This is a genomic window from Nocardia sp. NPDC005978, assembly GCF_040614455.1.
Taxonomy (GTDB): Bacteria; Actinomycetota; Actinomycetes; order Mycobacteriales; family Mycobacteriaceae; genus Nocardia.
On record NZ_JBEXUS010000224.1, the window covers coordinates 1 to 3,387 of the forward strand.

Below are 3,387 nucleotides of genomic sequence, written 5' to 3' on the forward strand. Positions count from 1 at the left end.
CGAGTCTAAAATAACTTCCGTTATCTTAAACGGTCCCGACGGGAATCGAACCCGCGATCTTCGCCGTGACAGGGCGACGTGATAACCGCTACACTACGGGACCTATGGGAGTTAACGGGATCGAACCGCTGACCCTCTGCTTGTAAGGCAGATGCTCTCCCAGCTGAGCTAAACTCCCAAAAAGGAAGTATCTCTACTTCCTATCCTTGCTAAGCGACTTCCATATCTCACAGGGGGCAACCCCCAACTACTTCCGGCGTTCTAGGGCTTAACTACTGTGTTCGGCATGGGTACAGGTGTATCTCCTAGGCTATCGTCACTTAACTCTGAGTAATACCTACTCAAAATTGAATATCTATCAAATACCAAGTAAACCTCGCGCTTCGTATCCTCAGTTACTTTGGATAAGTCCTCGAGCTATTAGTATTAGTCCGCTACATGTGTCGCCACACTTCCACTTCTAACCTATCTACCTGATCATCTCTCAGGGCTCTTACTGATATAAAATCATGGGAAATCTCATCTTGAGGTGGGTTTCACACTTAGATGCTTTCAGCGTTTATCCCGTCCCTACATAGCTACCCAGCGATGCCTTTGGCAAGACAACTGGTACACCAGCGGTAAGTCCACTCTGGTCCTCTCGTACTAGGAGCAGATCCTCTCAAATTTCCTACGCCCGCGACGGATAGGGACCGAACTGTCTCACGACGTTCTGAACCCAGCTCGCGTGCCGCTTTAATGGGCGAACAGCCCAACCCTTGGGACCGACTACAGCCCCAGGATGCGACGAGCCGACATCGAGGTGCCAAACCTCCCCGTCGATGTGAACTCTTGGGGGAGATAAGCCTGTTATCCCCAGGGTAGCTTTTATCCGTTGAGCGATGGCCCTTCCATACGGAACCACCGGATCACTAAGCCCGACTTTCGTCCCTGCTCGAGTTGTAGCTCTCGCAGTCAAGCTCCCTTATACCTTTACACTCTGCGAATGATTTCCAACCATTCTGAGGGAACCTTTGGGCGCCTCCGTTACCTTTTAGGAGGCGACCGCCCCAGTCAAACTGCCCGTCAGACACTGTCTCCGATAGGGATAACCTATCCGGGTTAGAGTGGCCATAACACAAGGGTAGTATCCCAACAACGTCTCCTTCGAAACTGGCGTCCCGATCTCATAGACTCCTACCTATCCTGTACATGTGGTACAGACACTCAATATCAAACTGCAGTAAAGCTCCATGGGGTCTTTCCGTCCTGTCGCGGGTAACCTGCATCTTCACAGGTACTAAAATTTCACCGAGTCTCTCGTTGAGACAGTGCCCAAATCATTACGCCTTTCGTGCGGGTCGGAACTTACCCGACAAGGAATTTCGCTACCTTAGGACCGTTATAGTTACGGCCGCCGTTTACTGGGGCTTCAATTCATACCTTCGCTTACGCTAAGCACTCCTCTTAACCTTCCAGCACCGGGCAGGCGTCACCCCCTATACATCATCTTACGATTTAGCAGAGAGCTGTGTTTTTGATAAACAGTTGCTTGGGCCTATTCACTGCGGCTGACCTAAAGTCAGCACCCCTTCTCCCGAAGTTACGGGGTCATTTTGCCGAGTTCCTTAACGAGAGTTCTCTCGCTCACCTGAGGCTACTCGCCTCGACTACCTGTGTCGGTTTGCGGTACGGGTAGAGTATGTTTAAACGCTAGAAGCTTTTCTTGGCAGTGTGACGTCACTAACTTCGCTACTAAACTTCGCTCCCCATCACAGCTCAATGTTACAGATATAAGCATTTGACTCATATCACACCTCACTGCTTAGACAGACTCTTCCATTCGTCTGCTTTAGTTAGCCTACTGCGTCCCTCCATCACTACATACTCTAGTACAGGAATATCAACCTGTTATCCATCGGATACACCTTTCGGTCTCTCCTTAGGTCCCGACTAACCCAGGGCGGACGAGCCTTCCCCTGGAAACCTTAGTCTTACGGTGGACAGGATTCTCACCTGTCTTTCGCTACTCATACCGGCATTCTCACTTCTATGCGTTCCAGCACTCCTCACGGTATACCTTCTTCACACATAGAACGCTCTCCTACCATACCTATAAAGGTATCCACAGCTTCGGTAAATTGTTTTAGCCCCGGTACATTTTCGGCGCAGGGTCACTCGACTAGTGAGCTATTACGCACTCTTTGAATGATAGCTGCTTCTAAGCTAACATCCTAGTTGTCTGTGCATCATCACATCCTTTTCCACTTAACATACAATTTGGGACCTTAGCTGGCGGTCTGGGCTGTTTCCCTTTCGACTACGAACCTTATCACCCGCAGTCTGACTCCCGTTGATATTTATCTGGCATTCGGAGTTTGTCTGAATTCGGTAACCCGGGATGGGCCCCTAGTCCAAACAGTGCTCTACCTCCAGTAAACTCACAACGAGGCTAGCCCTAAAGCTATTTCGGAGAGAACCAGCTATTTCCAAGTTCGATTGGAATTTCTCCGCTACCCACAGCTCATCCAAACACTTTTCAACGTGTCCTGGTTCGGTCCTCCATTCAGTGTTACCTAAACTTCAACCTGGCCATGGGTAGATCACTTGGTTTCGGGTCTACTCCATCATACTATCTCGCCCTATTAAGACTCGCTTTCGCTTCGGCTCCATGTCTTCCACTTAACCTCGCATGATAAAGTAACTCGCCGGTTCATTCTACAAAAGGCACGCCATCACCCCCTAAAGGGCTCTGACTACTTGTAAGCACACGGTTTCAGGTTCTCTTTCACTCCCCTCCCGGGGTTCTTTTCACCTTTCCCTCACGGTACTGGTTCACTATCGGTCACTAGGTAGTATTTAGCCTTACCAGATGGTCCTGGTAGATTCCGACGGAATTCCTCGTGTTCCGCCGTACTCAGGTGCTCTCTCACGCCAACTCAGCATTTCGTATACAGGACTTTTACCTTCTACGGTCTAACTTTCCAGCTCGTTCTACTATACTTTGTCATACGCTTTTCTGAGAGTCCTACAACCCCAATATGCAAGCATATTGGTTTGGGCTCTTTCCCTTTCGCTCGCCGCTACTTAGGAAATCGATTTTTCTTTCTCTTCCTGCAGGTACTTAGATGTTTCAGTTCCCTGCGTTACCTCGCTTTCGCGTACCGCCCTTTTAAAAGCGGTGGGTTCCCCCATTCGGATATCTACGGCTCTTTGCTTACTTACAGCTCCCCGTAGCATTTCGTCGTTTGTCACGTCCTTCTTCGGCTCCTAGTGCCAAGGCATCCTCCGTGCGCTCTTTTCTACTTAATCGTGTGTAGCTTTTACGCTTCGTTCTTCTTCCTTGAACTCTTGTGAATAAGTTTTACAACTTACTTACTTTTTTCTCGGTTTTGTAAATCTGTTTCT

Annotated in this window: 2 tRNA genes and 2 rRNA genes; all 4 read right to left on the bottom strand. The window is 49.1% G+C overall.

The window, feature by feature from the left end:
* Positions 1-30: 30 nt before the first annotated feature.
* The 4 genes from ABZ319_RS40225 to ABZ319_RS40240 all read right to left on the bottom strand — a co-directional run bounded on the left by ABZ319_RS40225 (position 31) and on the right by ABZ319_RS40240 (position 3,291).
* Positions 31-103, bottom strand: a tRNA-Asp gene (locus ABZ319_RS40225).
* Positions 104-105: 2 nt separating this feature from the next.
* Positions 106-178, bottom strand: a tRNA-Val gene (locus ABZ319_RS40230).
* A gap of 30 nt (positions 179-208) precedes the next feature.
* A 5S ribosomal RNA gene (gene rrf, locus ABZ319_RS40235) occupies positions 209-324 on the bottom strand.
* Between the two features lie 76 nt (positions 325-400).
* Positions 401-3,291: ribosomal RNA gene (locus ABZ319_RS40240) — 23S ribosomal RNA — on the bottom strand.
* Positions 3,292-3,387: the final 96 nt, after the last annotated feature.